This window comes from Aeromonas sp. S8(2024) (assembly GCF_041403085.1).
In the GTDB taxonomy this organism is placed as follows: Bacteria; Pseudomonadota; Gammaproteobacteria; order Enterobacterales; family Aeromonadaceae; genus Aeromonas; species Aeromonas dhakensis.
This window is the reverse complement of record NZ_JBGLRF010000003.1, coordinates 204,604-231,243: the sequence shown is the minus strand read 5'-3', so window position 1 is coordinate 231,243 and position 26,640 is coordinate 204,604. Positions and strand designations below refer to the sequence as shown.

27 protein-coding genes and 1 pseudogene are annotated in these 26,640 nt (G+C 61.1%); 15 read left to right on the top strand and 13 right to left on the bottom strand.

Translation table 11 applies throughout. From position 1 onward, the window contains the following. Nucleotides 1-102: 102 nt before the first annotated feature. From ACB031_RS09915 to ACB031_RS09880, 8 genes are all read left to right on the top strand, one after another. On the top strand, nt 103-1,674 hold the full coding sequence (locus tag ACB031_RS09915) for a cytochrome ubiquinol oxidase subunit I (RefSeq protein WP_117404045.1): 1,572 nt from the start codon (nt 103-105) through the stop codon (nt 1,672-1,674). Then, nucleotides 1,674-2,813, top strand: a complete 1,140-nt coding sequence (gene cydB, locus ACB031_RS09910; protein ID WP_010634395.1) for a cytochrome d ubiquinol oxidase subunit II — start codon at nt 1,674-1,676, stop codon at nt 2,811-2,813. The genes ACB031_RS09915 and cydB overlap by 1 nt, the downstream gene beginning before the upstream one ends. A gap of 16 nt (nt 2,814-2,829) precedes the next feature. Beyond that, nucleotides 2,830-2,952: a cytochrome bd-I oxidase subunit CydX gene (cydX, locus tag ACB031_RS09905; RefSeq protein ID WP_017766001.1), complete on the top strand. Its 123-nt coding sequence runs from the start codon at nt 2,830-2,832 to the stop codon at nt 2,950-2,952. Between the two features lie 78 nt (nt 2,953-3,030). Further along, nucleotides 3,031-3,990, top strand: a complete 960-nt coding sequence (locus ACB031_RS09900; RefSeq protein WP_371139467.1) for an MBL fold metallo-hydrolase — start codon at nt 3,031-3,033, stop codon at nt 3,988-3,990. Next, nucleotides 3,983-4,312, top strand: coding sequence for a hypothetical protein (locus ACB031_RS09895; protein ID WP_371139466.1), 330 nt, complete (start codon nt 3,983-3,985; stop codon nt 4,310-4,312). The genes ACB031_RS09900 and ACB031_RS09895 overlap by 8 nt, the downstream gene beginning before the upstream one ends. Then, nucleotides 4,300-5,160 (top strand): DUF692 domain-containing protein, encoded by an 861-nt coding sequence (locus tag ACB031_RS09890; protein WP_026141310.1) that lies wholly within the window; start codon nt 4,300-4,302, stop codon nt 5,158-5,160. The genes ACB031_RS09895 and ACB031_RS09890 overlap by 13 nt, the downstream gene beginning before the upstream one ends. A 43-nt stretch (nt 5,161-5,203) precedes the next feature. After that, nucleotides 5,204-5,947 (top strand): putative DNA-binding domain-containing protein, encoded by a 744-nt coding sequence (locus tag ACB031_RS09885; RefSeq protein ID WP_371139679.1) that lies wholly within the window; start codon nt 5,204-5,206, stop codon nt 5,945-5,947. Beyond that, nucleotides 5,944-6,549 carry a DoxX family protein gene (locus ACB031_RS09880; protein ID WP_017765996.1) on the top strand — a complete coding sequence of 202 codons (606 nt, stop codon included), beginning with the start codon at nt 5,944-5,946 and terminating at the stop codon, nt 6,547-6,549. The genes ACB031_RS09885 and ACB031_RS09880 overlap by 4 nt, the downstream gene beginning before the upstream one ends. Nucleotides 6,550-6,627: 78 nt before the next feature. Here ACB031_RS09880 and ACB031_RS09875 read toward each other — a convergent pair whose 3' ends face one another. From ACB031_RS09875 to ACB031_RS09840, 8 genes and pseudogenes are all read right to left on the bottom strand, one after another. Next, nucleotides 6,628-7,809 (bottom strand): MFS transporter, encoded by a 1,182-nt coding sequence (locus ACB031_RS09875; protein ID WP_043170022.1) that lies wholly within the window; start codon nt 7,807-7,809, stop codon nt 6,628-6,630. A gap of 557 nt (nt 7,810-8,366) precedes the next feature. Beyond that, nucleotides 8,367-9,170, bottom strand: coding sequence for a 2,5-didehydrogluconate reductase DkgB (gene dkgB, locus ACB031_RS09870; protein WP_371139465.1), 804 nt, complete (start codon nt 9,168-9,170; stop codon nt 8,367-8,369). 46 nt (nt 9,171-9,216) lie between these two features. Continuing rightward, nucleotides 9,217-9,513: a putative quinol monooxygenase gene (locus ACB031_RS09865; RefSeq protein ID WP_371139464.1), complete on the bottom strand. Its 297-nt coding sequence runs from the start codon at nt 9,511-9,513 to the stop codon at nt 9,217-9,219. 163 nt (nt 9,514-9,676) lie between these two features. Further along, nucleotides 9,677-10,327 carry a hypothetical protein gene (locus tag ACB031_RS09860; protein ID WP_371139463.1) on the bottom strand — a complete coding sequence of 217 codons (651 nt, stop codon included), beginning with the start codon at nt 10,325-10,327 and terminating at the stop codon, nt 9,677-9,679. 182 nt (nt 10,328-10,509) lie between these two features. Then, nucleotides 10,510-10,875 (bottom strand): VOC family protein, encoded by a 366-nt coding sequence (locus ACB031_RS09855; RefSeq protein WP_371139462.1) that lies wholly within the window; start codon nt 10,873-10,875, stop codon nt 10,510-10,512. Nucleotides 10,876-10,895: 20 nt separating this feature from the next. Next, on the bottom strand, nt 10,896-11,282 hold the full coding sequence (locus tag ACB031_RS09850; RefSeq protein WP_371139461.1) for a DUF6404 family protein: 387 nt from the start codon (nt 11,280-11,282) through the stop codon (nt 10,896-10,898). A gap of 137 nt (nt 11,283-11,419) precedes the next feature. Next, nucleotides 11,420-11,641: a hypothetical protein gene (locus ACB031_RS09845; RefSeq protein WP_158627191.1), complete on the bottom strand. Its 222-nt coding sequence runs from the start codon at nt 11,639-11,641 to the stop codon at nt 11,420-11,422. A 57-nt stretch (nt 11,642-11,698) separates the two neighbouring features. Next, a pseudogene (locus ACB031_RS09840) lies at nt 11,699-12,085 on the bottom strand (DUF6404 family protein). A gap of 190 nt (nt 12,086-12,275) precedes the next feature. Between ACB031_RS09840 and ACB031_RS09835 the strand changes: the two are divergent. After that, nucleotides 12,276-13,178, top strand: coding sequence for a LysR substrate-binding domain-containing protein (locus tag ACB031_RS09835; protein ID WP_005299545.1), 903 nt, complete (start codon nt 12,276-12,278; stop codon nt 13,176-13,178). An 86-nt stretch (nt 13,179-13,264) separates the two neighbouring features. Here the strand turns inward: ACB031_RS09835 and ACB031_RS09830 are convergent, their stop codons facing one another. The 4 genes from ACB031_RS09830 to ACB031_RS09815 form a co-directional block, all read right to left on the bottom strand. Further along, nucleotides 13,265-13,501 carry a hypothetical protein gene (locus tag ACB031_RS09830; protein ID WP_017779399.1) on the bottom strand — a complete coding sequence of 79 codons (237 nt, stop codon included), beginning with the start codon at nt 13,499-13,501 and terminating at the stop codon, nt 13,265-13,267. 186 nt (nt 13,502-13,687) lie between these two features. After that, the gene (locus ACB031_RS09825; protein ID WP_371139460.1) at nt 13,688-15,664 is read right to left on the bottom strand and encodes a methyl-accepting chemotaxis protein; all 1,977 of its coding nucleotides are present in this window, start codon (nt 15,662-15,664) and stop codon (nt 13,688-13,690) included. A gap of 197 nt (nt 15,665-15,861) precedes the next feature. After that, entirely contained in the window at nt 15,862-17,364 is a 1,503-nt protein-coding gene (glpK, locus tag ACB031_RS09820; protein ID WP_005299552.1) for a glycerol kinase GlpK, read from the bottom strand. Between the two features lie 54 nt (nt 17,365-17,418). Continuing rightward, on the bottom strand, nt 17,419-18,267 hold the full coding sequence (locus ACB031_RS09815) for an MIP/aquaporin family protein (RefSeq protein ID WP_005299554.1): 849 nt from the start codon (nt 18,265-18,267) through the stop codon (nt 17,419-17,421). 487 nt (nt 18,268-18,754) lie between these two features. Here ACB031_RS09815 and glpT point away from each other — a divergent pair, with 487 nt between their 5' ends. Continuing rightward, nucleotides 18,755-20,110: a glycerol-3-phosphate transporter gene (gene glpT / locus ACB031_RS09810; protein WP_005299556.1), complete on the top strand. Its 1,356-nt coding sequence runs from the start codon at nt 18,755-18,757 to the stop codon at nt 20,108-20,110. Between the two features lie 101 nt (nt 20,111-20,211). Further along, entirely contained in the window at nt 20,212-20,970 is a 759-nt protein-coding gene (locus tag ACB031_RS09805) for a DeoR/GlpR family transcriptional regulator (RefSeq protein WP_005299558.1), read from the top strand. Nucleotides 20,971-21,049: 79 nt separating this feature from the next. Here ACB031_RS09805 and ACB031_RS09800 read toward each other — a convergent pair whose 3' ends face one another. Then, the gene (locus ACB031_RS09800) at nt 21,050-21,187 is read right to left on the bottom strand and encodes a hypothetical protein (protein WP_162852035.1); all 138 of its coding nucleotides are present in this window, start codon (nt 21,185-21,187) and stop codon (nt 21,050-21,052) included. A gap of 104 nt (nt 21,188-21,291) precedes the next feature. On the opposite strand from ACB031_RS09800, the gene glpD reads away from it, so the two are divergent. The 4 genes from glpD to tyrA all read left to right on the top strand — a co-directional run bounded on the left by glpD (nt 21,292) and on the right by tyrA (nt 26,610). Continuing rightward, complete coding sequence (gene glpD, locus ACB031_RS09795) at nt 21,292-22,779, top strand: glycerol-3-phosphate dehydrogenase (protein ID WP_371139459.1); 1,488 nt, start codon at nt 21,292-21,294, stop codon at nt 22,777-22,779. Between the two features lie 99 nt (nt 22,780-22,878). Further along, nucleotides 22,879-23,958, top strand: a complete 1,080-nt coding sequence (gene glpQ, locus ACB031_RS09790) for a glycerophosphodiester phosphodiesterase (protein WP_019840494.1) — start codon at nt 22,879-22,881, stop codon at nt 23,956-23,958. 319 nt (nt 23,959-24,277) lie between these two features. Further along, the gene (locus ACB031_RS09785; RefSeq protein WP_017779394.1) at nt 24,278-25,351 is read left to right on the top strand and encodes a 3-deoxy-7-phosphoheptulonate synthase; all 1,074 of its coding nucleotides are present in this window, start codon (nt 24,278-24,280) and stop codon (nt 25,349-25,351) included. Between the two features lie 119 nt (nt 25,352-25,470). Continuing rightward, on the top strand, nt 25,471-26,610 hold the full coding sequence (gene tyrA, locus ACB031_RS09780) for a bifunctional chorismate mutase/prephenate dehydrogenase (RefSeq protein ID WP_042008083.1): 1,140 nt from the start codon (nt 25,471-25,473) through the stop codon (nt 26,608-26,610). The last annotated feature ends 30 nt before the right edge of the window (nt 26,611-26,640 follow it).

Below are 26,640 nucleotides of genomic sequence, written 5' to 3'. Positions count from 1 at the left end.
GGTGTAATTCAATATAACTGCATCTGTTATAGGTGTCATGCTCCGTGGTGTACTTGTCTTGCACAAAACGTGCAAGGTAAATACAACAAAAGAGAGTGACGCATGATCAATCCGGATGACGTGGTCAGCCTGTCGCGCCTGCAATTTGGCGCCACGGCCATGTTCCACTTCCTGTTTGTGCCCCTCACGCTGGGGCTGTCCTGGATCCTGGTGATCGCAGAGTCGGCCTATGTGATGACCGGCAAGGTGATCTACAAGGACATCACCCGTTTCTGGGGCAAGCTGTTTGGCATCAACTTCGTGATGGGGGTGACCACAGGCATCACCCTGGAGTTCCAGTTCGGCACCAACTGGGCCTACTACTCCCAGTATGTGGGGGACATTTTCGGCACCCCGCTGGCGGTGGAGGGGTTGATGGCCTTCTTCCTCGAGTCGACCCTGGTGGGGCTCTTCTTCTTCGGCTGGGACAAGCTCTCCCGCGGTCAGCACCTGCTGGTGACCATGCTGGTGGCGCTCGGCTCCAACCTCTCGGCGCTCTGGATCCTGATCGGCAACGGCTGGATGCAGAACCCGGTGGGCGCCGAGTTCAATCTGGTGACCCAGCGCATGGAGCTGGTGGACGTGGCCGCGGTGATCTTCAACCCGGTGGCCCAGGTCAAGTTCGTGCACACGGTGGCGGCGGGCTATGTGGCCGCCTCCCTGTTCGTGATGGGGGTGAGCAGCTGGTATCTGCTGCGCCGCATGGAGGTGCGCTTCGCCCTGCGCTCCTTCGCCATCGCCTCGGGCTTTGGGCTGGCCGCCATTCTCTCGGTCATCGTGCTGGGTGACGAGTCGGGCTATCGCACCGGCGAGGTGCAGAAGGTCAAGCTGGCCGCCATCGAGGCGGAGTGGGAGACGGAGCCCGCGCCGGCCGCCTTCACCCTGTTCGGCTTCCCGGATCAGGGGGCCGAGACCACCCACGCAGCCATCAAGATACCCTATCTGATGGGCATCATCGCCACCCGCTCCCTCGATGAGGCGGTGACCGGCATCAAGGATCTCAAGGCCCAGCACGAGACCCGCATTCGCAGCGGCATGGTGGCCGCCGGGGCGCTCGAGCAGATCCGCGCCGGCAACGACTCGGCCGAGAACCGTGCGCTGTTCGACCAGCACGGCCAGGATCTCGGCTACGGGCTGCTGCTCACCCCCTATGCCAGCAACATCGCCAAGGCCGGTGAGGCCGAGATCGCCAGGGCGGTGGAAGACTCGGTGCCACAGGTGGCGCCGCTGTTCTGGGGCTTTCGGATCATGGTCGGGTTGGGGGTCGTGATGCTCGGGCTGTTCGTGGCGGGTTTCGTCCAGCTCTGCCGCAACCGGCTGCTCGCCTCGCCCCGCCTGCTCAAGGCGCTGCTGTGGAGCATTCCACTGCCCTGGATTGCCATCGAGGCGGGCTGGTTCGTGGCCGAGTTCGGTCGCCAGCCCTGGACCATCAGCGACGTGCTGCCGGTGTCGGCCTCAGTGTCGCTGCTGCAGCCGGGCCAGCTCTGGTTCAGCCTGATCTCCATCTGTCTCATTTACTCCTGCCTGCTGGTGGTGGAGCTGTTCCTGCTGCGCCGCGTGATCCGCCAGGGGCCCGCCGTGCTGCATACCGGCCGCTACAGCGGTGAACAACCCGAACTTGCGAGGATCGCCTGATGGATTATGAAACCCTGAAACTCATCTGGTGGGGGCTGGTGCTGTTCATGTTGGTCGGCTTCATCGTGATGGATGGCTTCGATCTGGGCATCGCCATGCTGCTGCCGGTGGTATCGAAAGAGGATGAAGACCGCCGACTGGTGATCAACAGTGTGGGGCCGGTGTGGGAGGGCAACCAGGTGTGGCTCATCGCCGGCGCCGGCGCCCTGTTCGCCGCCTGGCCGCTGGTCTACGCCGCCGCCTTCTCGGCGCTCTATGTGCCCATGATAGTGCTGCTGCTTGGCCTCTTCCTGCGCCCGGTGGGCTTTGACTATCGCAGCAAGCTGGCCGATCCCCTCTGGCGCCGCTGGTGGGATCGCGCCCTGGTGGCCGGTGGTCTGGTGCCGACCCTGGTGCTCTCTGCCGCCATCGCGCTGGTGATGCAGGGCCTGCCGTTTCGCTTCGACAGCGCACTGCGCCTGCACTACGGGGCCTTCGACTTCCACTGGAGCTGGATTGCCAGCGTGGTGGCGACCGGGGTGAGCCTGCTGCTGCTGCACGGCGCCAGCTTCCTGCAAGCCAAGGTAACGGGCACCCCTGCACTGCGGGCCCGTGGCCTCGCCATCCTGCTGGCACCGCTGGTGACTCTCTGCTATCTGCTGGCTGGCTGGCATCTGCTGGGGTTGCCGGGTTATCAGCTGACCGGCCTGGCGGGCCAGCCCTTTGACCCCAATGCCGCCATCAGCCCGTTGATGAAGGGGGTGATCCCCCACGCCTGCGGCTGGCTTGGCAACTACTTTGACTACCCGCTGCTGTGGCTGGTGCCCCTCATCGGCGCCCTGGCGCCGCTGGCCAGCGGCATCGCCGCCTGGCAGGAGAAGGGACGGCTGGCCCTGCTGGCCAGCGGCCTGGCCTGCGCCGCCATGCTCTGCTCGGTGGCCATCGCCCTGTTCCCCTTCGTGCTGCCCTCGTCGCTGGATCCGGCCAGCAGCCTGACCCTGTGGGACGGCACCTCCAGCTTCAAGACCCTGACCATCATGTTCGGGATCGTGCTGGTGCTGATGCCCATCAACCTCGGCTACACCGGCTGGGTCTACCGGGTGGTGCGCGGCAAGCTGGATCGTGCCGGCATCAAGCGCGACAGCCATCAACTCTACTGACCCCAAGGGAGCCGCTATGTGGTACTTCACCTGGATTCTGGGCCTGGGTTTCGCCCTGTTGCTGGGCCTGTGCAACCTGCTCTGGCTGGAAGCACGCTGGGAAGCCGATGAACGGGATGAACCCCGCTCTCAACCCTGATCCCCCTCGGTCGGGGAGGGCAGACACTGCCTCACCCCGACCCCTTTCTCTTGTCATCCAACCGACAGGTAATCCGTTATGAAACAGACAATCAAAGCGGTGACGCTGGCCATCGGCTGCGCGCTCGCCACCGCGCCGGCCTGGGCCGAGCCCGTACAACTGACGCCACTGGACAAGGCATTCACCCTGCAGGTGCTCGGCAGCGGAGGCCCCATCTCCGACGATCTGCGCGCCTCCTCCAGCGAGGTGATCTGGTGGAAGGGCAAATCGCGCATCCTGATCGATGCCGGTGGCGGCGTCTATCTGCGCTTCGGCCAGGCGGGCGCCAAGCTCGAAGAGGTCGACTTCATCGGTATCACCCACTTTCACACCGACCATGTGACCGACCTGCCTGCGCTGCTCAAGGGGGCCTACTTCTTCAAGCGCAGCGATCCCCTCGATCTGGCGGGGCCGCAGGCCGGCTCGGCCTTCCCCAGCATGAGCGGCTACTTTGACGCCCTGTTCAACCCGAGCAAGGGGGCCTATGCCTACCTCGGCGGCTTCAAGGATGGCACTGATGGTCTCTTCCCCATCAATGTGCACGATGTGCCCTACCAGACGCCCAGGCCGCAACAGGTCTATCAGCAGGATGGCCTGACCATCACGGCGCTCGGCATCCCCCACGGGGACGTGCCCTGTCTGGCCTATCGCATCGAGAGCGCCGAGGGGACCATCGTCATCTCGGCGGATCAGAACGGCAGCAACCCGGCCTTTGTGCCGTTTGCCAAGGGGGCCGACATCCTGGTGATGCCGCTCGCCATCCACGAGGGCGCCGATCCCGTCTCCGCCTCGCTCCATGCCAAACCCTTGGTGGTCGCCAGAATTGCCGCCGAAGTGAATCCCAAGCTGCTGGTGCTGAACCACTGGATGGGGGTCGGTCTCAATCACAAGAAGGAGGCGATGGCCATCGTCAAGCAGCAGTTCCACGGCCAGGTGGTGGCCGCCCGCGATCTCTCCAGTTACCCCGTTTCATCCGTCAAGGAGTCCAGCCATGAGTAACGCACACAGCAACAAGAGCTCCCGCAAACTGAGCCTCTCCATCGCCATGACCGGCCTGATCGCGCTGACCCCCGGGCTTGCGCTGGCGGCCACCCCGAGCGAGGCACCGGTGAAGGCGGCGCCGAGCGAGCAGCACGGCGGCAAGTGCGCGGCCGGCAAGTGCGGCACCGAGAAGCGCTTCGAGAAGCAGGCCCTCGACAGTGATCCACAGGGCCGGCTGGTGCGCGCCCGCGATGGCAAGTGTGGTCTGACGGAGCAGGGGATCAACGGCGAGACCCAGCGCCAGGAGAGCAAGATAACGGAGGGGGTATGCGGCCAATAAGCGCCAGCAGCCGTGGCGTGGGGCTGCGCCAGGAGCATCTGGCCCAGCTCTGTGGGGCGCCTGCCCGCCCTGGCATCGACTTTCTCGAGCTGGCGCCGGAGAACTGGATGGCCATTGGCGGCGCCAGGCGGGAGCAACTGCAGCAGATCGCCGAGCGCTATCCGCTGGTGGCCCACGGGCTCAGCCTCTCCCTCGGCGATTGCCAGCCGCTCAATATGAGCCTGCTCGGCCAGATCCGCGCCTTTCTCGACGAGTTTGGCATCGACATCTACAGCGAGCACCTGAGCTTTTCCCGCGATGCCCGGGGTTATCTCTACGAGCTGCTGCCGGTGCCGCGCCAGTGGGAGAACCTCCCCTACCTGGCGGATCGGATCCGGCAGGTACAGGATGCGCTGGCCCGCCCGCTGGTGCTGGAGAACATCTCCTACTACCACGGCTATGAGCACGAGATGGCGGAGGAGGCGTTTCTGACCGAGCTGGTGGCGCGCAGCGGCTGCGAGCTGCTGCTCGACATCAACAACGTTTTTGTGAACAGCCGCAACCACGGCTACTGCCCCGAGCGGATGATTGCCGGGCTGCCGAGCCAGGCGATCCGCTACTTCCATATCGCCGGCCATCTGGAAGAGGCGGACGGCACCCTGCTGGATACTCATGGCCGTCCGGTCTGCGAGGAGGTGGTGGCGCTGGCCCGCTATACGGTGCAGACCCACGGCCTGCGCCCCCTGCTGCTGGAGCGGGATCACCATCTGCCCCCCTTGCCCGTGCTGGAGGCCGAGCTGGCCCGGGTCCATCAGGCCTGCTGCGAGGCGACGGCGCATCCTGCGGGACGGGAGGTGTGTCATGACTAGGCGAGAGCAAGCGGCATGGCCTGCCGCAGCGGTCCCGCCCCGGTTGTGGCAGCAGACCGAGTGGCTGGCCGGTTGCATACGAGAGTCGGCAGCCGAACTCGCCCCCCACTATGTGCGCAGTGTGCGGGCCAATGTCGAGGCGGTGCTGGAGAGTACCTTCGCGCTCACCCTGAACCACCTGACGCCGGCTGAGCGCGATGCGCTGGTGAATGGTTTCGTCGCCCACCATGGCGCGATCGAGCCCGCCTTTCACCAGATTGCCACCGAGCTGGTGCGCCATGTACAGCTTGGCCAGGGGGAGGGGCGGCTCAACTGGCCCGGGCTGCGGCTGGCGCTGCTGGAGTATGAGTGGGCCTGCCTGTGCGTCGAGATTGACGACGCGCAGGTGCCGCGCCCGCTTGCAGGGGAAGAGGTGGAGATGGGCAGCCAGCTCTGGCTCAACCCCACCCTGCAGTTGCTGACGCTGCCCTTTGTGATCCAGCAGGGGCGGGTGGTGGCGGCCGGTCAGGAGCCTCAGCTCTGCGCCCTGTTTCGCTGTCCTGCCCATCAGCTGGTCAGCCAGGCGCTGCGCGAATTCGATGTGGCCCTGCTGCAGCTGCTTGGGCAGCAGCAAGGGCTCAGTGTGGCCGGGTTGGCCGCCCAGGTGCATCCCTATCGCAGCGGTTTTGATCTGCTGGGGTGGGCCCGCCATTTTCACCGGCTCGGCCTGCTGGCCACGCAACCGCCATCCATAGAACCCATATCCATTGAACGTCAGGTTCCCCCTTTCCAAGGAGACATCCCATGAACAACACCCTTATCCATTGGTACGAGCGGGCCGTGGCCCAGTGCAAGCGGCTCGATTTTCTGGCCCTGCTGGCCATTCGCCTCTACCTCATCCCGGTCATCTATGTGGGTGCCCACTCCAAGGTGGTGGGGTTTGCCGGCACGGTCGCCTGGTTTGGTGCGCCAGCCTCGGAAGGGGGGCTCAACCTGCCGTTCCCGACCCTGCTCGCCTTTCTGGCGGCGGGCACCGAGGTGCTGGGCTGCATCTGCATCGCCCTTGGTCTCTTTACCCGGGTCATGGCCATTCCGACCATCTTCCTGATGAGCGTGGCGAGCGCCATGGTGCACTGGAAGCACGGCTGGGATGCCATCGCCACCGGCAGCATGGAGGCGACATTGCGCCTCAACGGCTTTATCGAGTGGCTGGCCGCCAACTTCCCCGGTCGTTACAACTACATCACCGAGCTTGGGGATCCCGTGATGCTCAACAATGGGATGGAGTTTGCCGCCACCTACTTCGTGATGCTGCTGGTACTGCTGGTGTACGGCGGCGGTCGCTACGTCAGCCTCGACTACTGGCTGGCACGCGCCGTGACGGGCAAGACCGGGCCGCAAGCGGCATAACAAAATAAACAGAGCGTGAAAGCGAAACGAGCGGCATCAGCCGCTCGTTTTTATTTTGCAGAACAAAGGCCTGTGGTTTCAGTACTGGGGGCAGGCTTGTGCCATCCGGGCGGCTTGCCGCTCGCTGACATGGGTGAGGCCGTAGGCCAGCAGCACGATCAGCGCGCCGATCCAGGGGGTGTGCATCAGACCCAGGTGCTCCACCACCAGGCCACCGACCACGGATCCCAGCGCGATGCCGACGTTGAAGGCGGCGATATTGAGGCCGGAGGCCACATCCACCGCCCTCGGCGTGTGCTGCTCGGCCTGTTTCACCACCAGCACCTGCAGGCCCGGTACGTTGCCAAAGGCAAAGGCGCCCCACACCAGCACGGTGAGCACCGCCAGCACCGGGTGGGGCGCGGTGAAGGTGAGCACCAGCAGCACCATGGCGAGACCGGCAAACAGCAGCTTCAACGCAGGCAGCGGGCCCATGCGATCGGCCAGCTTGCCGCCCCAGATATTGCCGACGGCGACCGATACCCCGTACACCAGCAGAATGAGGCTCACCGCGCCGGCGCTAAAGCCGCTCACCTGCTGCAAGATGGGGGCGAGGAAGGTAAAGGCGGTGAAGGCGCCGCCGTAACCGAGCGCGGTCTTGGCGTAGACCAGCAGCAGCGGCTTTTTGGTGAGCACCGAGAGCTGCTCGCGGATAGTCGAGGCGGCTCCTTTGGGCAGGTTATTGGGGATCAGCAGCAGGCTGCCCACCATGGCGACCAGCCCCAGCAGGCTCACCACCAGAAAGGTGTCGCGCCAGCCGAAGACCTGACCAATCCAGGTACCGAGCGGGACGCCTGTCACCAGCGCTATGGTGAGGCCGCTAAACATGATAGCGATGGCGCTGGCCGCCTTCTCTTTGGCAACGAGGCCGGTGGCGATGGTGCTGCCCACCGAGAAGAAGACCCCGTGGGCCAGCCCGGTCAGGATGCGGGCCAGGATCAGGCTCTCGTAACCGGGGGCCTGCCAGGCCAACAGGTTGCCGGCGGTAAAGAGCGCCATCAGCCCTACCAGCAGCCACTTGCGTGGCACCTTGCCGGTCAGTGCCGTCAGCACGGGGGCGCCGATGGCCACGCCAAGGGCATAGAGGCTGACCAACAGGCCCGCCGAGGGGAGCGAGACATTCAGTTGTTCGGCGATGGTGGGGATGAGCCCCACGATCACAAATTCGGTGGTGCCGATCGCAAAGGCACTTAAGGTGAGGGCAAACAACGCCAGTGGCATAACAACTCCTTGGATGGTGACTCCCGACGGGAGAATGACGCCAGTATGCCGAGGTGGTTTGTTGGCAAAAATGACGGCGACATCAAATTACTTTTGCCAAATCAGCAGCAATGGCGCCGTGGAAGGAGGAGTGGCTGAGGCAACGCGGCAAGAGCAACTGGTAGCGCACGAGGTGGGTGCAGAGACAACGCGCACGGCTGCAATCCGTGCATAGCGAGCCAGGACAACGAGAAAAGAGGAAAGAGATAAGAAGTAAACGGTGAGGGAAGGCGCTGGAGGAGCGGCACGTGCGGCCGTGGCGCTGTGTTGGAGACAAAAAAGCGGGAGGCATCATGCCTCCCGCTCAGGTTCTCGTCGATGTTGTCGGGTTTTCTTTGCTCCCTTCTCCCCTTGCGGGAGAAGGGTTGGGGATGAGGGGGCCTGATGACCCAAAAAGAGGAGCTTGCCCTCACCCTGACCCTCTCCCATAGGGAGAGGGGATAGCCCGTGGCTGCAATAGGCTCGTGAGGGTTGCCGCTATCCGCCGCCTAAGCGAGAGGCCATGGCTCCACTCCCGTTTAATCCCAATCTGGTGCAAAGTCCGGGTTGGCGCAGCGCTCGCCCCGCTCCAGAGTGGCGATGGCGGCCAGTTCCTCGGCAGTGGGTGTGACCTTCAGCGCCGCCAGGTTGGCGGCCAGATTCTCCCGCTTGGTGGAGCTCGGGATCACCGTCATGCCCTGGGCCAGCAGCCAGGCCAGCGACACCTGGGCCGCCGAGACGCCGTGGCGTTGGCCGATCTCCATCAGCAGCGGCTCGGTGAGCACCTTGCCATAGGCGAGCGGCATATAGGCGGTGATGGCGATGCCGTGATCCTTGCAGAACGCCACCACCTTGCGGTTTTGCAGCAGCGGGTGGATCTCCACCTGCTGGTGGGCGATGGCGCCCGGCCCCAGAATGTCGATAGCCTGTTTGAGCTGGGCCACGGTAAAGTTGGAAACCCCGATCTCGCGGGTCAGGCCCCGGGCCTTGGCCTCGGCCAGCTGCTCCAGATAGACCGTCATCGGCACCTCATCCTTGGGGGAGGGCCAGTGGATCAGCGCCAGATCCAGATAGTCGGTGCCCAGTTTTTTCAGGCTCACCTCTAGGCTCGGGATCACCTTGCCCGGGCCGAACTCGCTGGTCCACACCTTGGTGGTCAGGTAGATATCCTGGCGGGGCACGCCGCTCTCGCGCATCAGCTGGCCCACTTCGGCCTCGTTGGCGTAGATCTGGGCGGTATCGATATGGCGGTAGCCAAGCTCGAGCCCCTGCAGCAGGGAGTCGCGCAGGGGTTGCCCGGACAGGCGGAAGGTACCAAGACCCAGGTTGGGCATCTTCATCATTTATTCCTCGAATGGGTTGTAAAAATGCGCTCGGCGGCGCGGCACATCAGGCGTCCACTGGTTGATAGCGGCGAATGGTGCTGCCGGCAAACCAGGGCTCGGCCGTGGCGACAAATTCGGTAAAGTGGGGTTGGCTCTGATGGGCGCTAAGGGCGGCCTCGCTCTCCCACACCTCGTAGAGCATCCAGCTGTGGGGATTGTCCAAATCCTGATGCAGCTGGTAGCGCAGGCAGCCAGCCTCCTGCAAGGTGGCCGCGATCAAGGGGTCCAGGGCGGCACGAAACTGGGGGGCGAATTCGGGTTTGGCTTCAAGCTGGGCAATCACAATCACGGGTGAAGACATCTGAACCTCCTTGCAAAAACGAAGGGTCAGTATGCCCACCTAGACTTGCCCGAAACAGGGCCGCTGTCGCAAAACACTATTGAGATAAGAGCAGCAATCAATAATTAAAATTATTAACGACATTAAATGTTAATTTAAGATAAGAAGTGAGTTATATAAATAACTATCTCACTTGAAGTTGTTCTCTGTAAAATTTTATATATTTCCTTAATGTTGGATGTGCTTTTAGTAAGAGCTTTACTGCATCCAGACAAGACATGCTACTTCCTTTTAAAATCTCAATACTTAGCGGCCACTGTATTTGATAAGATACAAACTCTTTAATTGGTACGGCATAGTTTTCCATACTTCGCTCATTAGGGTGAGTCCTGTATTTTAATTGATAGCATTGATGCGGCGTAATGAATTCCTCAGCAAATGGGTTGTCAATGAAGCAAGTAGCCTTAAAGACTCTAAATCCTCGAGTCAACTCTTCTTCATCTAAAGGCTTAGTATCAATCGAGAATTCGACAGCTGGATAAATAGAGATAATAACCTCGTTAAAGATTATAGGCTCACCGTGTAAAGCTGCATTACGTAAAGATTTCAATATCTTTGTGTATAGTGTCCATTCTAAAAAATCACTGGCACTCCATGAACGACCAGTAAGATTTTTGAATTCCCTTCTCATCACATCAGTAAGTTGCTGACTTTTAACTATATACTGTTCAAATAAGTGTCGGAAGTGTTTAGGCTTTCGCCTTGAGTTCATAATCTGAAAGTAAATTTCATCTAAGTCTGAGAATATTATATCTGCCTTAGTAAGATAGTCCAATTCTTGTACCTATTAGTTTTTAAGTCGTAAGGGTGGGGTATATTAGTTGGCATATCTTCTGGCTTCAGTTATAAAAACGATAATAAATAATATGAAACCGTTGAAAGTGTATAAATACAGATTAACTCGCATCTATTATTGCTTATCAAAATTTTATGCATGAATTTTGCTCTATCTATTTCTCAGATATCGGCCGGCTCGGACCAGACCGCAAATTCATTGCCGCTGGGCTCGACAAAGTGAAAGCGGCGGCCACCGGGAAAATCGAACAGAGGGCGAACTATGGTGCCCCCTGCGCTGGTCACCTTGGTCTGGGTTGCGACAATATCGGTACTGTAGAACACCAGCAGGGCGCCGCCTTGCGCACTCTGGCTGCAGAGATCGGCGCGATAGAAGCCGCCATCCAGCCCTTCTCCCTCGAAGGCGCAGTAATCGGGGCCATAATCGGCAAATTGCCAGCCGAAAGCGGCCTGAAAGAAGGCCTTGGTGGCGGCAAGATCCCTGGCCGCAAACTCCACATAGTTCAGTTTTTCATGGGCCCTGGTCATGAGGATCTCCTTGTCGGTGATTATTTCGGTTGCCAGCGTTTTTGCGTGCGGATCGTGGAGTGGGGCAAGGCGTCCCAAGGGGTCAGCTTGAGCTGCTTGCGCCGAAACCAGAGCCAGGTTGCCATCAGCAGACCGACCCCTATGCCGAACAGCAGGCTCTGGCGCAGGGCAAATGCCGGGCTCACCTCATGTTGCCAGCCGAAGAACCACATCAACACCCCCCAGATAGCGCCAGTGGGGAGTCCCAGGGCAAGAACGTTGATCATAAAGCGTTCGTAGTGGGGCGGCCTGATGGTGAACCCAGCCTTTCGCAGCAGCCAGGTGAGTGGCGGGTTGTAGTTGAGCGTCTGCACGCCCTTCTCTGCCAGCTCCCGGTGGGCGGCCGCTAGTCTACGTTCGAATTCCATGATGTTTTTCCTTGAGGTGTTTGGTGCCATACGATGCCGGCTTGCCGCATTCTACTGGCAAACCCCGAGTGGCATGTGAGCGTGCCGTCACGTTATCTCCTCGTCGTGGCTTGGCCATCTCAGGCTGTGGTTACCCATCACGCCAGGGCCGCCATGATGGCTGGATGAAGCCTTCTAGCGACCACCATGCCAAGTAAAATGGAGACGAAGAGAGGGAGAGGATCCCGGCTGCGTCGATAGCTGCGCCAGTTGCCATTATGGTGGCGGAACAGCCGGTAGGTGAGAACCACAAGACAAATTGCGGTTTGAATGAAGCAGTTAACTGAAAAACTGATCATGAATTTGACGAAATCGGGCAAGGTGGGGGTCCGTATCTGTAGCCTGTATTACATCTGGTGCCAATTTGCGGCGGGGTTTCAGCCTTTTCCTGCCGCGCGTTCACGGATGGGTTGGCGTGCTAGCTGTTCCCATGGGGTCAAATCAAGCTGCCTGCGCCTTTGCCAGAGCCTGATTAAGGTAACGAGACCAAACAGACCAGCGAATAGAGCTGTGCTGAACAAGGATGATACGAAGGATCTTCCCTCTGGGTGCCAAACGAACGTTCACATAATCAGACCCCAGATCGGCGCGATACTGAGGCTGGCATAAAGAAAATTGACCAGCCAGCCCGCGTAATAAGGTGGCTTGACGGTGCAGCCGAGTTTGCGCAGCAGCTTGAACACCCATGGGTTGTAGTCGGATTCCTTGATGCCTTGGTCAGCCAGAGTCTGATGGGCTATGGTCAGTCGTTCTTCAAATGTCATTGATGTGTCTCATATCAATGTGGCGTCATATGATGCCTTTTTTGCGGCATTCTACGGATTAAGCAGGTTGAGGGATAGCGCTCATATCTGGTTTTTCTCCCTGAAATACCGGCACGGCTGCCAGAGCGCCCTTGCCAACCCAAGGACATTACGCCTATAAAGGCCCATTACTCTTGTCTGGATTGCAGCAATGAAGACCCATTCTGATGAACTGACCCTGTTTGTGGCGGTGGTGGAGGCGGGCAGCTTTCGCCAGGCGGCGGAGAACCTCGGCATGGACAATTCGGTGGTGAGCCGCGGCATCAAGCGGCTCGAGGAGAAGCTCGCCACCGTGCTGCTCAATCGCACCACCAGGCGGGTCAGCCTGACCGAGGAGGGGGGCTGGTTCTATCAGCGGGCGGTGAAGATCCTGACCGAGATGAGCGAGGCGGAGGGGCTGCTGCTGATGCGCCGCGAGCAGCCGGAGGGGGTATTGCGGGTCGATGCCGCCACTCCTTTCATCCTGCACCGGCTGGTGCCCATCATCGGCGAGTTTCGCCGCCGTTATCCCGCCATCGAGCTGCAACTGCACAGCTCCGAGGGCTTTATCAACCTGATGGAGCGGCGGGTGGATATGGCCATTCGCATCGGCGAGCTGACCGACTCCTCCCTGCGGGCGCTGCCGCTGGGCCGCTCGCGGCTGCGGCTGCTGGCGTCCCCCGACTATTTGCGCGAGCACGGCACCCCGCGCCAGCCGGCGGATCTGCTGAGCGGGCACGAGCTGCTCGGCTTTTTGCACCCCGATCACCTCAACCACTGGCCGCTCTTGAGCCAGGAGCAGGGGGATCGCTTTCCCATCACCCCGACCCTGCGGGCCAGCAGCGGTGAAACCCTGCGCCAGCTGGCGCTGCGGGGGCAGGGGATCGTCTGTCTGTCGGATTTCATGACCGGGCCGGATCGGACGAGCGGGGCCCTGGTGGAGGTGCTGGCCCGCAGCAACAGCGGCGCCTCGCGCCCCATCAATGCGGTCTTCTACTCCGATGCCCAGCGCGACATCCGGCTGCGGGTCTGGCTCGATTTCCTCAAGGAGCAGTTGGGGAGCCATGCCCTGTGATCCTGCTGCCGGCTGAAGGGGGCAGGGGCGGATAAGCAGACGACCGCCTCAAGGGGCGGCCGTCTGCCTGGGAAGGTGGGGAGGGCTTAGCGGGGCAATCTGCCCCATACCCGGCTGAGCAGGGCGCCACCGATGGCAGGCGGCACGGCCAGCAACAGCGTCCCATACCAGGGGAGCTCAGCCAGGGTGGCGGCCAGGACGATGCAGGTGAGCACCAGCAACTGGGCAACCATCATCAGCAAGGTGCCTTCACGGGGGGTCAGCGCCGCCTTGTGGGTGACACAGGTTTGAGCGGCGGGGGTGTGAGTGGTGGTCGGCTTCATGGCGATGTCCCTGGGTTGCGTCTGATATGACTCAACGATGACTAGCAATGGCCGTTCCAAATTTTTTCGTGTTACTTATCAATCAGTTGTGTATGTGCGTGCCATTCCCGTTTCGGGAGTGATGCAAAATCGTTCGCAAAATGAAAACGCCACCCCAGGGTGGCGTCTTGTCTGACCGACGGCGGCTCAGCCGATCCGGTATTGGCGGATCTGCTCGTCTATCGCCTTGGCCAGTTCGAACAGCTCACGACTGGCGGCATTGCTCTCCTCTGCATGTTCGCGCTGATGCTCGGCCACCATGGCCAGCTCGTCCAGCGCCGCTCTGGCTTGTCCCATCTGTTGATCCTGCGCCTGGGCCAGCGCACTGATCTCGTTTATCTCGAGGGCGGTCTGCTTGATCTGGCGGCTGGCATCCATCAACACCGCCCTGGCCTGATGCATGCGGTCATGGCTCTCTTCACTCAGGGTGCGGGAGTCAGCCATGGAGCCGCTGGCCTGGCGGGTACCCTCCTGCAAGCGCAGGATGAGATCCTGCACATCCTTGGTGGCGGTCTGGGTGCGCACCGCCAGCTGGCGCACCTCGTCGGCCACCACGGCAAAGCCGCGCCCCATCTCGCCCGCCCGCGCCGCCTCGATGGCGGCATTGAGCGCCAGCAGGTTGGTCTGGTTCGAGACGTCACGGATGAGGTTCATGATCTGGGTGATGTTGTTGCTGTCCTTGACCACCTCTTCGAGCAGGGCGGAGGAGCTGCCGATGCTGCTGCGCAGGGTGTCGAGCTGCTGGGCGCTTTGACTGACGTCCCGCTCGATGGCGAGCATGTGATCGGCGATGCGGTGGGTCACCTCGTTGACCCCCTCCGAGCGACCGGCAATCTGCTCGGCATTGTCGCCGATGAGGGCGACCACGCTGCTCAGCTCCTGGATGCTCTGGGCCTGCTGGCAGGCCTCTCCTGCCAGGGCCTGCGCCTGATGCAGGGATTGGGAGGACTGGGCCGAGAGGGCACTGCCTGACTGCTGGAAGCGGGAGAAGCTTTGGTTCAGGCTCTGGATCAAGCGGTTGAAGCTCTGCGCCATCTGGCCCAGCTCCGACTGATCCGAGAAGTCCAGGCGGGTCGCCAGATCCCGATCGGCGGTGATGTGGTGCATGCCGTCGGCGGCCTGGCGAATGGGGCGGCTGATGGAGTGGGCGAGCCAGGCGGAGGCCAGCATGGCGAGCCCGCCGATAGCCAGCGACACCATGATGATAAGCCGGCGGGATTCGCTGCGTCCCTCCTCCAGTTCGGCTGCATTGATCTCGCCTATCAGCAGGCGATTGAGTGCCGGAATGTAGCGCACGGCGATCAGATAGGTCTCTTTCCCAAGCGTCAGCGCCTGGACCGCGATCTGTTCTCTGGCTGCCGGGATCAGCGCCCTGACGGTATCGAGGAAGGCGCTCTGATGGTGAGCAGCCCCCTTGAGCTCCTCTTCGGGGTGGATTTCGATATGCCCCTCCATATCGGCCAGATAGACCTGCCCGCTCTTGCCTATCCGGTAGCTGCTGATGAGTTTGCGCAGTGCGCTCATGTCGATGGAGGTGCCGGCCACCGCCAGAGTCTTGCCCCCTGCCGTGACGGCGGTATTGATATAGAGGGAGGCACGCTTGTCAAAGTCGGAGATGTCGAGGTTCAGCTCGTAGGGCTTGCCCCGTTTCAGAAAGCCGTAAAACCACTCGTCTTTGGGATCCGATGCGCTCAGTTTCTTCTGGGCCGTGGTGCCGTTGCTGAAGTTGAGCAGGGTGGCGCTCTGGCGCGGCGCGATAAACACATTGCCCCCGATGCGTTGCTGCAGTGCCAGAAAATAGCGCTCCATGACCGGCCACTGCTCGGCGGGCATCTCCTGGCTCAGCCAGTCGATGACAAAGCTGTTGCCGGCCAGTGCCTCGGCCTCGGTCAGGTGCTGGGTCAGCTCGGCGGTCAGCTGGTTGGCGATGCGCTCCACGCTGCTTGGCAGCTCATAGCGCTCCACCCGCTGCTGTGCCTGGTCGTGGGAGATCTGCTCCAGGATCAGGGTGATGCAGCTGATGGCAATGATCATCAGGATGGCTACTCCGAGCAGGATCCGGCTGCGGATCCCGAGCCCCGACCAGAGTGATTGCAATCTAACAAGGTGTATCGCCCGCTCCATAACGCTCTCCTGTATTAAATAAGGTCGCATATGCGACCCAAGAGATGATTATAGATAGATAACTCAATTGAGAATGGCTGACATGAAATCGTCATCAAGGCAGGGGTGGTTGGCAGGGGGCCGGCAGGCCATAAAACAAGAGGCCGACATTGCTGTCGGCCCCTTCAATTTTTATTTCAAGGATATCGGTTGCCCGATCACTCCTCTTCGGCCCAGCGGCGTGAACGCTCGACCGCCTTCTTCCAGCCGTTGTAGCGTTTGGCGCGATCGTCGCGGTCCATCTGCGGGATGAACTCACGGTCCACGCTGAACTTGTCTTCCAGCTCTTCCGAGCTCTTCCAGAAGCCGACGGCGAGGCCGGCCAGGAAGGCGGCGCCCATGGCGGTGGTCTCGATCCGGGTCGGACGCACTACCGGGGTGTGCATCATGTCGGCCTGGAATTGCATCAGGAAGTCGTTGGCAACCGCGCCACCGTCCACCTTGAGGGCGGCCAGCTTGATACCGGAGTCCTGCTGCATCGCATCCAGCACATCGCGGCTCTGATAGGCGATGGATTCCAGCGCGGCACGGATGATGTGGTTGCGGTTGGCGCCGCGGGTCAGGCCGACCATGGTGCCGCGAGCATACGGATCCCAGTAGGGGGCGCCCAGGCCAACGAAGGCCGGTACCAGGTAGACGCCGTTGGTGTCGCCCACCTTGGAGGCGAAGTAGTCGGTATCGCGGGCATCGTGAATGATCTTGAGCTCATCACGCAGCCACTGGATGGTGGCGCCACCCATAAACACCGCACCTTCCAGCGCGTAGTTCACTTCCCCTTTCGGGCCGATGGCGACCGTGGTCAGCAGGCCGTTGCTGGAGCGAACCGGCTCGGTGCCTGTGTTCATCAGCATGAAGCAGCCGGTGCCGTAGGTGTTCTTGGCCATCCCTTTCTCAAAGCAGAGCTGGCCGAACAGGGCAGACTGCTGGTCACCGGCGATACCGGCGATGGGGATGCGGGAGCCGCCGCCACGGGTGGTGTAGCCATACACCTCGGAAGAGGGTTTCACTTCCGGCAGCATGGAGGCAGGGATGCCCAGCTCGTCCAGCATGCGCTGATCCCACTTCAGGTCGCGGATGTTGTAGAGCATGGTACGGGAGGCGTTGGTCGGGTCGGTGACGTGTACTTCACCGTTGGTCATCTTCCACACCAGCCAGGTGTCGATGGTGCCGAACAGCAGCTCGCCGTTCATCGCCTTCTCGCGGGCACCTTCGACGTTGTCGAGGATCCACTTCACCTTGGTGCCGGAGAAGTAGGCGTCCAGCACCAGACCGGTGTTTTCGCGCACGTACTCTTCGAGGCCGCGGGCTTTGAGCTCTTCACAGATGGCCGCGGTACGGCGGCACTGCCAGACGATGGCGTTGTAGATGGGTTTGCCGGTGGCCTTTTCCCAGACGACGGTGGTTTCACGCTGGTTGGTGATGCCGATGGCGGCGATCTCTTCGCTGCGCAGGCCAGTCTTGGCCAGCACTTCGGTGAAGACGGAGGACTGGGTCGCCCAGATCTCCATCGGGTCGTGCTCCACCCAGCCCGCTTTCGGGTAGTGCTGGGTGAATTCGCGCTGGGAGGTACCGACGATGTTGGCGTCCTGGTCAAACACGATGGCACGGGAAGAGGTAGTACCCTGGTCCAGAGCGACGACATATTTCTTTTCAGCAGACATGATGTTCTCCACGTTTTTATTTTCCACGTTTTTACACGTTGGGGAGGGCCGCTCTTAGGCGGCGGCCTCTTCTTTGGCGGTTTGGGCAGCTTGCTCGGTGGCGGCAACACGGTTGCCCGGCACACAGGGAGCCAACACTTTCACATAGAGGGCGGTACCAATCTGGGCGCCGACGATGGGGCCAAGGATGGGGACCCAGAAGTAGGGGTTGTCACGACCACCGGTCAGGGCAACGTCACCCCAGCCGGCCAGGAAGGCGAACAGTTTGGGGCCAAAGTCACGAGCCGGGTTCATGGCAAAACCGGTTAACGGGCCAAGGGAGGCGCCGATCACCGCGATCAGGATACCGATCAGCAGGGCGGCGGCGAAGCCTTTGGGGGCGCCGTTGTTGTTGTCACCCAGTGCCATGATGCCCAGCATCAGCACGGCGGTGATCACCAGCTCGACGGTGAAGGCCTGCATGTTGGAGAGCAGGGCATTCGGGTAGGTAGAGAAGATGCCGGCGGTGCCGAGGCTCTCGACGCTGCCGCGCACCACGTTGTGGGTCACTTCCCACTGGCTGAAAAGGTTACCATAGAGGAAGTAGACCAGCGCCGCGAAGCAGAAGGCGCCAGCCACCTGGGCGATGATGTAGGGCACTACCTTGCGCTTGTCGAAACCGCAGAAGGTCATCAAGGCCAGGGTGACCGCAGGGTTGAGGTGGGCACCTGAGATGCCGCCGGTCACATAGATGGCGATGGCGACGCCCAGACCCCAGGTAATGGAGATTTCCCATTGCCCGAAGTTGGCACCGGCCAGCACCAGTGCGGCCACGCAACCGACGCCGAAGAAGATCAGCAGGCCGGTTCCGATAAACTCGGCGATGCACTCGCCAAGCAGGGTATTGGGTCTTTGTATGCTCATACCGTTATTCCTTATATCCACCCAGAGTAGGTTTGATGTTCCGTTTTGTTGTTTTTCATTCCCATTGTTGCGCCCGAAAACGTTTCTTCTTGTTTTTTGAGCTGACGCAAACGTTATGCTCGTTTGCGCTCGTTCTCGGACGAGAGAGAAAATAAACCGAAATCGACCATTCACCACTCCCTCCCCGCAGGAAATGTGGACAAGATCCCACTCATTGCTAAGAAAATGTGACGGAAAGCAAGTTGATACCGTGGTTATACCACTTAGTGGGTAGCCATAAGCCTTGCTACACAAGGGATTGCGGCTGATGAGTGATTACTCATCTGACACTTTCTTTTGTAATAAAACTGCAATATTTCCGACTACATCACAGATTAAATGTTCACATATGAGCACAATAGGCTCGCTTTCGAATCGGGACTCCTCTGATTGGTCAGCATGGACAGGGCACCCTCAACCGCCCACAACAACAATAAGGAAGCAGAACATGCTTAGTCTCTTCAGGCCTGCACCACACATAGACAGGCTCCCGGCCGACAAGGTCGACCCCTTCTACAAACGCATGCGTTGGCAGGTGTTCTTCGGGATCTTCTTCGGTTATGCCGGTTACTACCTGGTACGGAAAAACTTCAGTCTGGCGATGCCTTATCTCATCGAGCAGGGCTTCTCCCGCGGTGATCTGGGCCTGGCCCTGTCCGGCGTCTCCATCGCCTACGGTCTCTCCAAGTTCCTGATGGGGAACGTGTCGGACCGCTCCAACGCCCGTTACTTCCTCTCCGCCGGTCTGCTGCTGTCGGCCGGTATCATGTTCATGATGGGGACCATGCACTGGGCCACCTCCAGCATCGCCATCATGTTCGTGCTGCTGTTCCTGAACGGCTGGGCACAGGGCATGGGCTGGCCGCCCTGCGGTCGCACCATGGTGCACTGGTGGTCGCAAAAAGAGCGGGGCGAAATCGTCTCGGTCTGGAACGTGGCCCACAACGTGGGTGGCGGCATGATAGGCCCGCTGTTCATTCTGGGGATGGGCTGGTTCAATGACTGGCGCAGTGCCTTCTACGTGCCGGCCGCCGCTGCTGCCGCCATCGCGGTGATCGCCTTCTTCGTGATGCGCGATACCCCGCAATCCGTGGGCCTGCCGCCCATCGAAGAGTTCAAGAACGACTATCCGAAGGATTACAACGAGAGCCACGAGCAGGAGTTTTCCGCCAAGGAAATCTTCATGAAGTACGTGTTGCACAACAAGCTGCTGTGGTACATCGCGATCGCCAACGCCTTCGTCTACCTCATTCGCTACGGTGTGCTGGACTGGGCGCCCACCTACCTGAAAGAGGCCAAGGACTTCAGCGTCGACAAGTCCTCCTGGGCGTACTTCCTCTATGAGTGGGCCGGTATTCCGGGCACCCTGCTGTGCGGCTGGATCTCCGACAAGATGTTCCAGGGCCGCCGCGCCCCGGCCGGTATCCTGTTCATGGTGCTGGTGACCATTTCCGTGCTGGTTTACTGGTTCAACCCGGCCGGCAACCCGACCATCGACATGATGGCCCTGGTCGCCATCGGCTTCCTCATCTACGGCCCCGTCATGCTGATCGGCCTCTATGCCCTGGAGCTGGCGCCGAAGAAGGCGGCCGGTACCGCGGCGGGCTTCACCGGTCTGTTCGGTTACCTGGGTGGCGCGGTTGCGGCCAACGCCATGCTGGGTTACACCGTTGACCACTTCGGCTGGGACGGCGGCTTCATGGTGCTGACTGCCTCCTGCTTGCTCTCCATCGTGCTGCTGGCGATGACCCTCAAGCACGAGAACGAGTCGATTGCCGCCAAGGCTGCTGTTCATAAGGCATAAAACGTGATCCTGCCCTTATCGATTGGAAAAGGGATCAGGTAAACTGCCCAAGGCCCCGCATCTGCCGGGGCCTTTTTTCGTCTCATCATCGGAGTTCAAGCGTGAAGCAAACCCAACGACATCTGGAGATCCTGGACGTCCTGACGCGGCAGGGCTTTGTCTCGACCGAGGATCTGGTGACCCATTTTGACGTCAGCCCCCAGACCATTCGCCGGGATCTCAACGATCTTGCCGAGCAGAACAAGATCCGGCGCCACCATGGCGGGGCCTCCCTGCATTCGAGTACCGTCAACACCGCCTACAGCGCCCGCAAGGTGATGCAGCTCAAGGAGAAAGAGCGCATCGCCCGGGAAGTGGCCGCCAACATCCCCGACGGCTCGTCGCTGTTCATCGACATCGGCACCACCACCGAAGCCATCGCCCGCGCCCTGCTCGATCACCGCGAGCTGCGCGTGGTCACCAACAACCTCAACGTGGCCAGCATCCTCACCGCCAAGGATGACTTCACCGTCATCATCGCCGGCGGCGAAATTCGCAACCGGGACGGCGGCATCGTGGGGGAGGCGACCCGCGACTTCATCGGCCAGTTTCGGATGGACTACGGCGTCATCGGCATCTCTGGCATCGACAGCGACGGCTCACTGCTCGATTTTGACTACCATGAGGTGAAGATCGCCCAGGCCATCATCGCCCACTCCCGCCAGGTGTTCCTGGCCGCCGACCACACCAAGTTCGGCCGCAACGCCATGGTCAACCTCGGCAACCTCAGCCAGATCCACGCCCTGTTCACCGATCAGGAGCCGCCGGAGAAGCTGATGCGGCTGATGTCCCAGCATCAGATCGAGTGTCACATCTGCTGAGTCGCCGTTAATCCGCTCCAGCATCAGGCCGCCATCGGGCGGCCGCTTCGTTTTCAGCTTTCCGCCTTTCTGCTCGCCTTCATCCCACTGCCGATGCCGCGCTGATCACCCCAAAAAGCGCGAACTCGCTCACAGCCTTGCCCCCGTTTTCCCCATGCCCTGCCGCTTTATCACCGACCGGCAGCATTTTTAGCATTGCCAAAACAATCGCGATCACATTTTCTCCATAAAATGTTCGTTTATCATTTTTTCATGCTCTAATATGAGCGAAATCAAACATTGCGACGGTTTCGCAAGATCAAAATAAGAAAGTAGGTGAACATGAGCGAACATTATGATCTGGTCGTCGTCGGCGGCGGCATCAACGGCGTCGGCATCGCGGCCGATGCGGCGGGGCGTGGGCTGAAGGTTGCGCTGTTTGAAGCGCAGGATCTCGCCTCTGCCACCTCTTCCAACTCCAGCAAGCTGATCCACGGCGGCCTGCGCTATCTCGAACACTACGAATTCCGGCTGGTGAAAGAGGCGCTGGCGGAGCGGGAAGTGCTGCTCGGCATGGCCCCTCACATCGCTCGCCCCATGCGTTTTCGCCTGCCCCATCGCCCGCACCTGCGTCCGGCCTGGATGATCCGCGCCGGCCTCTTCCTCTATGACAACCTGGCCAAGCGCGACAAGCTCAAAGGCAGCTGCGGCGTGCGCTTCCTGCCGCAGGACGGTCTCACCGCCGGCATCAGCAAGGGGTTCGAGTACTCGGACGCCTGGGTCGACGACGCCCGCCTGGTGGTGCTCAACGCCATGATGGCGCGCGACAAGGGCGCCGACGTGCAGACCCGCACCCGCTGCGTCAAGGCGGTGCGCGGCTCCAAACACTGGACCCTGACTCTGGAGCGGGAGGGGGGTGAGCAGTTCAACGTCACCTGCCGCGGTCTGGTCAATGCGGCCGGCCCCTGGGTCAAGACCTTCTATGACGAGAGCCTGCACGAGAAATCCCCGCGCGGCATTCGCCTCATCAAGGGCAGCCACATGATAGTGCCGCGCATCCATGAGCGCGAAGAGGCCTACATTCTGCAAAACGAGGACAACCGTATCGTCTTCGTCATCCCTTATCAGCAGGACTACTCGCTGATTGGCACCACTGACGTGGAGCACAAGGGCAGCCCGCGCGAAGCCAAGATCAGCGACGCCGAGATCAACTACCTGTGCAAGGTGGTCAACGCCCACTTTACCCGCCAGATCGCCCCCAAAGACGTGATCTGGACCTACGCCGGGGTGCGCCCGCTGTGCGACGACGAGTCCGATTCACCGCAGGCGGTGACCCGCGACTACACCCTCGAACTGTCTGGCGAATCTGATGGCGCACCACTCTTGTCGGTGTTCGGCGGCAAGCTCACCACCTACCGCAAGCTGGCCCAGGCAGCCTGCAACAAGCTCAAGCCCTGGTTCAGCCAGATGGGGGATGACTGGACCGCCAGCAGCCGCTTGCCCGGTGGCGAGTTCGACTGCTCGGTGCGCGAACTGGCGCGCGCCTTTGCGCTGGAGTTCGACTGGCTCGATGATCGCAACGCCCTGCGCATTGCCGAGGCCTATGGCGCCCATGCCCGCCTCTGGCTCAAGGAGCCCCGTGGTCAGCACTTTGGTGCCGGTCTGTACGAAGCCGAGGTGCGCTACCTTATCGAGCGGGAGTGGGCCTGCAGCCTGGAAGACATTCTGTGGCGCCGCAGCAAGCTGGGGCTGCGCCTCTCCGACGCCGAGCAGCAGCAACTGGCTGCCTGGCTGAGCGAACACCACCACGCCCTGCCAAAAGCGAGCTGAACCCCTGCGGGCGGCCTCGGCAGCCCGCCGTAAAACTGCAATAAACCTCTTTTATAACAATAACCTACATCCCATAAACAATAACAAAGAGCACCGCGCATGAAAAAACATACTCGCTCCCTGATTGCCCTTGGTCTGGGTGCTGCCCTGGCATTGCCCGCGCTGGCCGCCGATGAAGGCAAAATCGTGATCGCTCACCGGGGCGCCTCCGGCTACCTGCCCGAGCACACCCTGGAGTCCAAGGCATTGGCCTACGGCATGGGGGCCGACTATCTGGAGCAGGATCTGGTGATGACCAAGGATGACCAGCTGGTGGTGATGCACGATCACTTCCTCGATGGCATCACGGACGTGGCCGAGCGCTTCCCCGGCCGGGCTCGCCCGGATGGTCGCTACTATGTGGTGGATTTCACCCTGGACGAGGTGCGCTCCCTGCGCATGACCGAGCCGTTCCAGCTGGTGGACGGCAAGCAGGTGCCCGTCTATCCGGCCCGCTTCCCGCTGTGGAAGTCCAGCTTCAAGATCCACACCTTCCAGGAAGAGATCGAGATGATCCAGGGGCTCAACAAGAGCACCGGCAAGAACATCGGCATCTACCCGGAGATAAAAGCCCCCTGGCTGTTCCGCCACGAAGGCAAGGACATCTCCAAGGCGGTGCTCAAGGTGCTGAAGGAGTACGGCTACACCAGCAAGAACGACAAGGTCTATCTGCAGTGTTTCGATACCAACGAGCTCAAGCGCATCAACAGCGAGCTGATGCCTGCCATGGGGATGGATCTCAAGCTGGTGCAGCTGATGGCCGAGACCGACTGGAACGAGACCATGGTCTACGATGCCAAGGGCAAGGCGACCCCCTACAACTATGACTGGATGTTCAAGCCGGGCGCCATGAAGGAGATCGCCGCTTACGCCGAGGGGATCGGCCCCTGGAAGCCGATGATAGTGCCGGAGCCGGGTACCCTGGGCAAGCCGACCTTCACCGGCATGGTGAAAGAGGCCCATGCGGCCGGTCTCAAGGTGCATCCCTATACCTTCCGTCAGGATGAGGGCCAGATCCCGGCCTATGCGAAAGACTTCACCGATCTGCTGAACATCTTCCTCTATCAGGCCGATGTGGATGGCGTGTTCAGCGACTTCCCCGACAAGGCGGTCGAGGTGATCAAGACTCACGGCAAATAATAAAAGAAGAGCAACACGGGAATGCAAGCGGGGCCAGGTGCCCCGCTTTTTTATGTCTGCTGGCAAGGGAAATAAGTAAGGGTGTAATTTTATGTTTACGATTTTGGTGTTTTGAGTGTGTGGTGAGCACTACTTTCTGGCCGAAAGGGTCTCTTTTGTGGTCATTTATCCATCTATCAGCGAATAAGTCCGCTAGTTTCACTTGATTGTTTGTTTTTAATTGGTAAGGTGGGGGCGGTTGCGTAACAAAGTGCTGACTCGTGTAAACAAAAGTGAACGGTCGGCGCAGTTGGCTTGAAACAGTAGAGAGAATGAGAAAATGCAAAGAGACCCCCTCAACAACATCCATATCCAGTCCGAACAAGTGATGATCACGCCTGCTCAGCTCAAGGAGAAACTGCCCATCTCCGATCGCGCGCTGGCATTCGTGCAAGGGGCCCGTAATACCATCGCCGACATCATCCACCGTCGTGATCACCGTCTGCTGGTGATCTGTGGTCCCTGCTCCATCCACGACATGGACGCCGCCAAAGAGTACGCAACCAGACTCAAAGCGCTGCATGACGCCTATCAGGACACTCTCTACATTGTCATGCGGGTCTACTTTGAGAAGCCACGCACCACGGTCGGCTGGAAGGGCTTCATCAACGACCCGAACCTGGATGGCACCTTCGACGTGGAGCTGGGGCTGCACCGGGCCCGCGAGCTGCTCTGCTGGCTGGCCGAGCTGGAGTTGCCGCTGGCCACCGAGGCGCTCGACCCCATCAGCCCGCAATACCTGGCGGAGCTCTTCTCCTGGTCGGCCATCGGTGCCCGCACCACCGAATCCCAGACTCACAGGGAGATGGCGTCCGGCCTCTCCATGCCGGTCGGCTTCAAGAACGGCACCGACGGCAACCTGGGCACCGCCATCAATGCACTGCAGGCCGCCTCCAGCCCCCACGCCTTCATGGGGATCAACCAGCAGGGCCAGGTCGCGCTGCTGCAGACCCAGGGCAACCCGGATGGTCACGTGATCCTGCGCGGCGGCAAGCACCCGAACTACGATTCGGTCAATGTGTCGCTGGCGGAAGAGGCTCTGGAGAAGGCGGGCCTGCTGCCCGGCCTGGTGGTGGATTGCAGCCACGGTAACTCCAGCAAGGATCACCGCCTGCAGCCCAAGGTGGCCGACAACGTGATCCATCAGATTGAGGAGGGCAACCGCTCCATCATAGGGGTGATGCTCGAATCCAACCTGTTCGAAGGCAATCAGTCCAGCGAGCAGCCCAAGTGCGAGATGCGCTACGGCGTCTCCATCACCGATGCCTGCATCGACTGGGAGACCACGGACGCGCTGCTGGCCCGTTGCCACAGCCAGCTGGCGGCACCACTTTTGGCCAGAACCAAGGCATAAGCCGTGGTATCTTGTCAGCACTGAATTGAACAATCGAGGTGTCACCGGCCGAGGCGGTGGCACCTCGTTGCCTCTTGAATCACAGGGCGTCGCTGCGGGCGGCGCCGCAGGGACCGGATATGGCTGAAGAGTTGAATGCCCTCAGGGACAAAATCGATGCGGTGGACAAGCAGCTGATTGATCTGCTGGCCGCCCGTCTCGCCCTGGTGGGGGAAGTGGGGGAAGTGAAGAGCCGGCACGGCCTGCCCATCTACGCACCGGATCGGGAGGCGAGCATGCTGGCCCGCCGCCGCGCCGAGGCCGAGGCTCTGGGAGTGCCGGGTGATCTCATCGAAGACGTGCTGCGCCGGGTGATGCGCGAGTCCTATATTCTGGAGTCCGCCAGCGACAAGGAGCACCACTTCAAGTGCATGAAGCCTGAGCTCGGCAAGGTGGTGATCATCGGTGGCGAGGGGCAGCTTGGCCGCCTGTTCGGCAACCTGTTCAGCCTCTCGGGCTACCGGGTCGAGACCCTGGGTCAGGCCGACTGGCCGCGCGCCGACGAGATCCTGCAGGGCGCCGGACTGGTGATGGTGGCGGTGCCCATCGACGTCACCTGCCAGGTGATCGACCGGCTCGGCAACCTGCCTGAGAACTGTCTGCTGGTGGATGTGACCAGCGTGAAGGCGGCGCCGCTCGAGCATATGCTGGCGGTGCACAAGGGGCCGGTGCTGGGGCTGCATCCCATGTTCGGGCCGGACGTGGCGAGCCTCGCCAAGCAGGTGATCGTCTGCTGTCAGGGGCGCGAGCCCGCTGCCAGTCAGTGGCTGCTGGAGCAGATGACCATCTGGGGCGCGCGTTTGCAGCAGGTGGAGGCCAGGGCCCACGACGAGGCGATGACCTTTATCCAGGCGCTGCGCCACTTTGCCACCTTTGCATACGGCTGGCACCTCTCCCGCGAGCAGGCCAACCTCGACCGCCTGCTTGCCTTAAGCTCCCCCATCTACCGGCTGGAGCTGGCCATGGTGGGACGGCTGTTCGCCCAGGATCCCCACCTCTACGCCGACATCATACTGTCGTCGCCGCAGAATCTGGCGATGATCCGCCGCTACTACCAGAACTTCGGCGAGGCGCTGGGGCTGCTGGAGCGGGGAGACAGGGAGGGCTTCATCGAGGCCTTCAGCCAGGTTTCGGGCTTCTTTGGCGAGCGGGCGGACGAGTTCCTGCGCGAGAGCCGCACCCTGCTGGCCCAGGCCAACGATCGTCGCCACCACGGCTGACGATGACCAAAAGCAAAAGGGGCCGACAGG

Coding starts and splice junctions, on each gene's coding strand:
- ACB031_RS09915 (WP_117404045.1), top strand. CDS start 103: ATGATCAATCCGGATGACGTGGTCAGCCTGTCGCGCCTGCAATTTGGC.
- cydB (WP_010634395.1), top strand. CDS start 1,674: ATGGATTATGAAACCCTGAAACTCATCTGGTGGGGGCTGGTGCTGTTC.
- cydX (WP_017766001.1), top strand. CDS start 2,830: ATGTGGTACTTCACCTGGATTCTGGGCCTGGGTTTCGCCCTGTTGCTG.
- ACB031_RS09900 (WP_371139467.1), top strand. CDS start 3,031: ATGAAACAGACAATCAAAGCGGTGACGCTGGCCATCGGCTGCGCGCTC.
- ACB031_RS09895 (WP_371139466.1), top strand. CDS start 3,983: ATGAGTAACGCACACAGCAACAAGAGCTCCCGCAAACTGAGCCTCTCC.
- ACB031_RS09890 (WP_026141310.1), top strand. CDS start 4,300: ATGCGGCCAATAAGCGCCAGCAGCCGTGGCGTGGGGCTGCGCCAGGAG.
- ACB031_RS09880 (WP_017765996.1), top strand. CDS start 5,944: ATGAACAACACCCTTATCCATTGGTACGAGCGGGCCGTGGCCCAGTGC.
- ACB031_RS09875 (WP_043170022.1), bottom strand. CDS start 7,809: ATGCCACTGGCGTTGTTTGCCCTCACCTTAAGTGCCTTTGCGATCGGC.
- dkgB (WP_371139465.1), bottom strand. CDS start 9,170: ATGATGAAGATGCCCAACCTGGGTCTTGGTACCTTCCGCCTGTCCGGG.
- ACB031_RS09865 (WP_371139464.1), bottom strand. CDS start 9,513: ATGTCTTCACCCGTGATTGTGATTGCCCAGCTTGAAGCCAAACCCGAA.
- ACB031_RS09855 (WP_371139462.1), bottom strand. CDS start 10,875: ATGACCAGGGCCCATGAAAAACTGAACTATGTGGAGTTTGCGGCCAGG.
- ACB031_RS09850 (WP_371139461.1), bottom strand. CDS start 11,282: ATGGAATTCGAACGTAGACTAGCGGCCGCCCACCGGGAGCTGGCAGAG.
- ACB031_RS09835 (WP_005299545.1), top strand. CDS start 12,276: ATGAAGACCCATTCTGATGAACTGACCCTGTTTGTGGCGGTGGTGGAG.
- ACB031_RS09830 (WP_017779399.1), bottom strand. CDS start 13,501: ATGAAGCCGACCACCACTCACACCCCCGCCGCTCAAACCTGTGTCACC.
- ACB031_RS09825 (WP_371139460.1), bottom strand. CDS start 15,664: ATGGAGCGGGCGATACACCTTGTTAGATTGCAATCACTCTGGTCGGGG.
- glpK (WP_005299552.1), bottom strand. CDS start 17,364: ATGTCTGCTGAAAAGAAATATGTCGTCGCTCTGGACCAGGGTACTACC.
- ACB031_RS09815 (WP_005299554.1), bottom strand. CDS start 18,267: ATGAGCATACAAAGACCCAATACCCTGCTTGGCGAGTGCATCGCCGAG.
- glpT (WP_005299556.1), top strand. CDS start 18,755: ATGCTTAGTCTCTTCAGGCCTGCACCACACATAGACAGGCTCCCGGCC.
- glpD (WP_371139459.1), top strand. CDS start 21,292: ATGAGCGAACATTATGATCTGGTCGTCGTCGGCGGCGGCATCAACGGC.
- glpQ (WP_019840494.1), top strand. CDS start 22,879: ATGAAAAAACATACTCGCTCCCTGATTGCCCTTGGTCTGGGTGCTGCC.
- ACB031_RS09785 (WP_017779394.1), top strand. CDS start 24,278: ATGCAAAGAGACCCCCTCAACAACATCCATATCCAGTCCGAACAAGTG.
- tyrA (WP_042008083.1), top strand. CDS start 25,471: ATGGCTGAAGAGTTGAATGCCCTCAGGGACAAAATCGATGCGGTGGAC.